Here is a 5,496-nt window from a genome sequence, read left to right as displayed (position 1 = left end):
CGCTGACGCGGGCTTTCAGGGCCGCACTTTTTAACCGCTACCTTTTGATATATCTCAACACTTCGGAACCTATGGGGGGGGCGGTTAGTGCGCTCCCCCGCCCCACTGTTGTATCCGGGGCTTTTAGGTCACCCTAACTTTGGGTACGGTTAGGTAAGCCTCACCGAAATGGGGATGGCTCGCTGAACCGCTGGACCATTCCGCCCTGGGAGGTGAACCGCGTGTACGTCTGCTCTTGCTTCGGGATCACCGACAAGCAGGTCAAGGAGCACGCGGCCGCCGGGGCCTGCACCCCGCGCCAGATCGCCTCGGCCACCAAGGCCGGCACCGACTGCGGTTCCTGCGTGCGTACCATCCAGGGCATCCTCGGCCGCGGTGCGTGTCCGCGCCGGGAGCTGCTGGAGAAGGGCGAGGCGGCGGCCGTGCTCGCCGCGGAGCCGGGTCCGGCCCGTTCGGCGGAGCTCGCGGAAGCGGCCTAGAGCCGGTTAGCTCGGCTGCTCGATCAGCTGCGAGATGTAGAGCGGCTCGCCCAGGGACTCGATGAGCTCCAGCTGGGTGTCGAGGTAGTCGATGTGATGCTCCTCGTCCTCCAGGATCTCCTCGAAGAGGCGGGCCGAGGTGATGTCACCCTTGCCGCGCATGACCTCGATGCCCCGCTTGAGGCGGTCGATCGCCTCGACCTCCACCTGGCGGTCCGCCTGGAACATCTCCGTGAGCGTCTGACCGACGCGCACGTGGAAGAGGCGCTGGTAGTTCGGCAGGCCATCGAGCATCAGAATGCGCTCGGTGATCTTGTCCGCGTGCTTCATCTCGTCGATGGACTCTTCACGCGTGTACTTGGCGAGCTTGGTCCAACCCTTGTTGTCCTGGATGCGGTAGTGCAGCCAGTACTGGTTGATGGCCGTCAGTTCGCCGGTCAGCTGCTCGTTCAGAAACTCAAGGACCTCGGGGTCGCCCTGCATCGCAGAGGCTCCTTCCAGGCAATGTCATTCATGACGGGGCTGGGGTACCTCCCAGCCGTGGCCGGGGGATTGGCCGCATCCTTGCACCGCCACTGGAGGTCGTCCAGTAAGTGCCTCCTTAGTGGGAGTTACCGTGACTTGCCCGAATCGGCCCAGACCTGGTCATGACCACCCTGCCCAGTCTGTCACCATGGAGTCATGGGTCAGCCGGAAAGCCGGGAATCTCCGGGAGCAGAGCAGCTGGAGCTTCCACCGGGGCAGCGGCTGCAGAAGGGCTGGCCGGTCACCCACTACGGGCCCGTACCCAAGTTCAAGCCGGACCGCTGGGAGTTCCGCGTCTTCGGTGCGACGGCCGACGGGGACAAGCACTGCTGGAATCACGAGGAGTTCACGGCCCTGCCGTTCGACTCCGTCGTGGCCGATCTGCACTGCGTCACGAAGTTCAGCATGCAGGGCGCCGAATGGGGCGGAGTGCTCGCCCGCGAGATCCTCGCCCTGGCGCCGCCCGCGCCGCAGGTCACGCATGTGATGGTGTGGGCCGAGTACGGCTTCAGCTCCAACCTGCGGCTGGCCGACTTCGCCTCCGAGCGGACCGTTTTCGCCACCCACGAGGGCGGTGAACTCCTCACCGCCGAGCACGGTTTCCCCGTGCGGCTGGTGGTTCCGCACCTGTACGCCTGGAAGGGCCCCAAGTGGGTCCGCGGCATCGAGTACATGACCGCCGACCGCCGCGGCTTCTGGGAGGAGCGCGGCTACCACAACATCGGCGACCCCTGGCGCGAGCAGCGCTACTCCTACCAGGAGGAGCCCGGGGAGGGCCCCGAACTGTAGGGGGCGCCCCGCGCTCAGTGGTGGTACCGGTGCACGACCGCGTGACCCTTGCCGCGGCCGATCATCCACCTGTTGACCGGAGTCGTGATCACGAAGGCGGCCGCGAGCGCGATCGCCAGGACGATCCAGAACAGCGGCTCCGACAGGTGCGCGTCCATCGCGCCGGGCCACAGCGCGATCACCCCGTTGTCGATCAGCTCCATGACGGCGATCGAGAGGGTGTCGGCGGCCAGAGCCACCCGGATGGCCGTACGGAGGTCAACACCGGCGGCGAGGACCCCGCGCAGGGTGAGCGCGTAGCCGAAGAAGAACGCGAGGACGATCGCAAGGATCATCGTCTGCACGTTCCCCCAGCCCAGCGCGGTGCCGATGACCATGCCGAGCACCTCGCCGATGGCGCAGCCGGTGAGGCAGTGGAGGGTGGCCCTGGCGGCCGTGCCCCAGCTGACCGGGCCGCCGGCGCCGGGTGCGTGCCCGTGGTGCTGACCGTGCTCGTGCTCGTGTCCGTGGTGCTGGTGGTCCTCGTGCATCCGGTCCATGACAACCCCCTCGTGGGAACGCCGGGTAACGGTCCGTCGATATGACCGAACCGTATACCCCCCTGGGGTATTCCTCAAGGAATCAGCGGATCACTGCGGGCCGCGCAGCTCCTTCAGCAGCGCCACGTCCGCCGCGTGCCCTTCCTTGCCTCCGGGCGTCTCGATGATCAGCGGTACGCCGTCCATCGCGGGGTGCGTGAACAGCTCCGCGAAGGCGTCCCGGCCGATGTGACCCTGACCGATGTTGGCGTGCCGGTCCTTGTGGGCGCCGGCACCCTCCTTGGAGTCGTTCGCGTGGACCAGCTTCAGCCGGCCCTCGCCCACCGTGTCCACCAGCAGGTCCAGCGTCACCTTCGTCCCGCCCGGCTCCGCCAGATCGTGACCGGCCGCGAAGATGTGGCAGGTGTCCAGGCAGATCCCCAGCTTCGGGTGGTGGTCGAGCGCATCGAAGTACGGGCCGAAGTCCCAGGTGCGCGAACACAGCGAGGAACCCTGCCCGGCCGTGGACTCCAGCAGCAGGAACGGGTCGTCGTCGTGCGTCAGCTCGTCCAGCAGCGGCAGCATGTGCTCCCTGACCTGCGCGTACGCCGCCTCCCGCGGGCGGCCGCCGGTCGCCGAGCCGGTGTGCACGACCACCCCGAGCGCACCGATCTCCCGGCCCCGGCGCAGCGAGTGCCGCAGGGACTCCACCGACTTCTCCACGGTCGCCTCGGTGTGCGAGCCGAAGTTGATCAGGTACGGGGCGTGCACGTACGCCGGGATGGACCCGGCCGCGCACTCCGCCCGGAACCGTTCGTCCTGCGCCGGATTGCCGACCGGGGTGGCCCAGCCGCGCGGATTGGCGACGAAGACCTGGACCGCCTCCGCGCCCATCTCCCGTGCGTAGGTCAGACCGACCGAGGCCAGCCCGCCGGCGACGGGAACGTGCCCGCCCACTGGATTGCGCATCACTGCGGCCTACAGCCCCTTGATCTTGATGGTGATCGTGCTGCCCTCGGGGGCGTTCAGCCCGCCCAGCACCGACTGGCTCTCCACCGTGTTGCTGAAGGAGATCAGCGGCCGGTCCACCTTCACCTTGAACCCGGCGGCCTCCAGCGCCTTGCGGGCCGCGTCCTGGTCCTGGCCGGTCACGTTCGGGACCGGGAGCTGCCGGGGGCCCTTGGACACGGTCAGCGTGACCGTGTCCCCGGTCGCGGCCTGGGTGCCGGCGCCGATCGACTGGTTGGCGACCGTACCGGCCGCGGTGGGGGCGTTGACCTGCTCGGGGGCCGTCGCGACCTTGAGACCCAGGGCCTCCAGGGCCGCCTTCGCCTGGTCGACCGGCACCCCGGTCACGCTCGGGACCGGCACCGGTCGACCCTTGCTGACGACGAGCGAGACCGCCGTGTCGGGCGCCCGCTTCTCGCCGCCCACCGGATTGGTGCTGATCACCGAGCCCTGGGCGATGTCCTGGCTGAAGGCCTGCGTGACGGCGCCCGGAGCCAGCCCGGACCGCGTCAGCTCGGCCTTGGCCTCCTCCAGGGGCCGGCCCTTCAGATTGGGCACGGCCACGACCTCGGGGCCGCGGGAGATGGTGAGGGTCACCGCGCCGTTGCCGCGGATCCGCCGGCCGCCCGCGGGATCGGTGTTCATCACCGTCCCGCGTTCGAAGGCGTCGCTGAACTTCCGGTCGACCCCCTTCACACCGAGCCCGGCCGCCGACAGCTGGGAGCGGGCCTGCTCCTCGGTCTTGCCGAGCAGGTTGGGGACCTTGGTGAACTGGCCGGAGTTGATGTACCAGACGCCGACACCGAGCCCGAGCGCGAGCAGCACGCCCGCGACGACGAGCAGCACCCCGCGCCGGGGCCGCCGCGCGGCCGGGGCCGGCCGGTGCGCGGGGGGCGCGGGCGGGGCGGCAGGCATCTCCAGGCGGGAAGTGTGCTGCACGGGCTGCGCGGCCACCGGACGCGGGATCACACCGGTGCGGTCCTCGGCGGACGAGCGCTCCACGGCGTGCGCCTGCGGCGGTACGGCGTCCAGCTCGGCATCGCTGAGCTGCGCGCGGGCCTCACGGGTCAGGCCCAGCAGGGCGGCCGCGTCGTGGGGGCGCAGCTCGGGGTTGCGGGCGGCGGCGTGCGCGACGAGCTCGTCGAGCCCGACGGGGAGCCCGGGGACCACGGCGGACGGGGGCGGGACGTCCTCGTGCAGGTGCTGGTAGAGCACCTGCGCGGGGGAGCCGCCGAGGTGCGGCTTGGAGCCGGTGAGCATCTCGTAGAGCACGACGCCGCAGGCGTAGACGTCCACGCGGGTGTCGGCGACACCGTTCTCGATCTGCTCGGGAGCCAGGTAGGAGACGGTGCCGAGGACGGAGCCGGTGGTGTTGGTCACCGAGTCCACCGACCGGACCAGCCCGAAGTCCGCGACCTTGACCCGGCCGTCGTCCCCGATCAGGACGTTCTCGGGCTTCATGTCGCGGTGTACGAAGCCGGCCCGGTGGGCGGCGCCGAGGGCGGCGAGGACCGGTTCGAGGATGTCGAGGGCCGCCCGGGGCTGGAGGGCGCCGCGCTCGCGGAGCACGTCGCGCAGGGTGCAGCCGGAGACGTACTCCATGGCGAGGTAGACGTACGGCCCGTCCGTGCCCTGGTCGAAGACGGCGACCACGTTGGGGTGGGCGAGCCGGGCGACGGACTTCGCCTCCCGGATGAACCGGTCGACGAAGCCGGCGTCGGCGGCGAGGGCCGGGTGCATCACCTTCAGGGCGAGCACCCGGTCGAGGCGGGTGTCGACGGCCCGGTAGACCGTGGCCATGCCGCCGGCCGCGATGCGGGCGTCGATGCGGTAGCGGCCGTCGAGCACGCGCCCGACGAGGGGGTCATCCAGGGTCGTATCCACCCGGCGATTCTACGAGCCGCACCGGAGGGGCTGTCCTGGGGCGGGGCGGCTTGCAGCGCAGCTGTGACGTGGAGGCGCCGGGGCGGGGTATTCGCCCCCTCGGCACCCCGCCCGCGAGCGGCGGCTGCCCACCCACCCCCAGGTGCGGGGACGGGCGGGGTGGGCGGGGTTTCGGTGGGCCGGAATCAGGGATGTGTATGGGGGTTTCCCGGCAGTCTTCGTATGTCCGGGGCGGGACGGGCGGTCAAGGGTGGCCGAAGGCCATCGCGAAGCGACGCGAGGAACGAGCGCCC

Annotated in this window: 6 protein-coding genes; 2 read left to right on the top strand and 4 right to left on the bottom strand. The window is 70.3% G+C overall.

All coding sequences use genetic code 11. From position 1 onward, the window contains the following. The first annotated feature begins 212 nt into the window (after positions 1 to 212). Positions 213 to 479, top strand: a complete 267-nt coding sequence (locus ACWGE1_RS32980) for a (2Fe-2S)-binding protein (protein ID WP_389802945.1) — start codon at positions 213 to 215, stop codon at positions 477 to 479. 6 nt (positions 480 to 485) lie between these two features. Here the strand turns inward: ACWGE1_RS32980 and bfr are convergent, their stop codons facing one another. Further along, the gene (gene bfr, locus ACWGE1_RS32975; protein WP_030731234.1) at positions 486 to 962 is read right to left on the bottom strand and encodes a bacterioferritin; all 477 of its coding nucleotides are present in this window, start codon (positions 960 to 962) and stop codon (positions 486 to 488) included. Positions 963 to 1,160: 198 nt separating this feature from the next. On the opposite strand from bfr, the gene ACWGE1_RS32970 reads away from it, so the two are divergent. Then, complete coding sequence (locus ACWGE1_RS32970; protein WP_453424125.1) at positions 1,161 to 1,793, top strand: sulfite oxidase-like oxidoreductase; 633 nt, start codon at positions 1,161 to 1,163, stop codon at positions 1,791 to 1,793. 14 nt (positions 1,794 to 1,807) lie between these two features. Here ACWGE1_RS32970 and ACWGE1_RS32965 read toward each other — a convergent pair whose 3' ends face one another. From ACWGE1_RS32965 to pknB, 3 genes are all read right to left on the bottom strand, one after another. Beyond that, positions 1,808 to 2,332: a DUF4396 domain-containing protein gene (locus ACWGE1_RS32965; protein ID WP_453424124.1), complete on the bottom strand. Its 525-nt coding sequence runs from the start codon at positions 2,330 to 2,332 to the stop codon at positions 1,808 to 1,810. Positions 2,333 to 2,422: 90 nt separating this feature from the next. Next, the gene (locus ACWGE1_RS32960; RefSeq protein WP_453424123.1) at positions 2,423 to 3,280 is read right to left on the bottom strand and encodes a deoxyribonuclease IV; all 858 of its coding nucleotides are present in this window, start codon (positions 3,278 to 3,280) and stop codon (positions 2,423 to 2,425) included. Positions 3,281 to 3,289: 9 nt separating this feature from the next. Then, a complete protein-coding gene (pknB, locus tag ACWGE1_RS32955) occupies positions 3,290 to 5,203 on the bottom strand; it encodes a Stk1 family PASTA domain-containing Ser/Thr kinase (RefSeq protein WP_453424122.1) in 1,914 nt (637 codons plus the stop codon). Between the last annotated feature and the right edge of the window lie 293 nt (positions 5,204 to 5,496).

The organism is Streptomyces sp. NPDC054932 (assembly GCF_053610205.1).
This window is presented reverse-complemented; position numbering and strand designations above follow the sequence as displayed.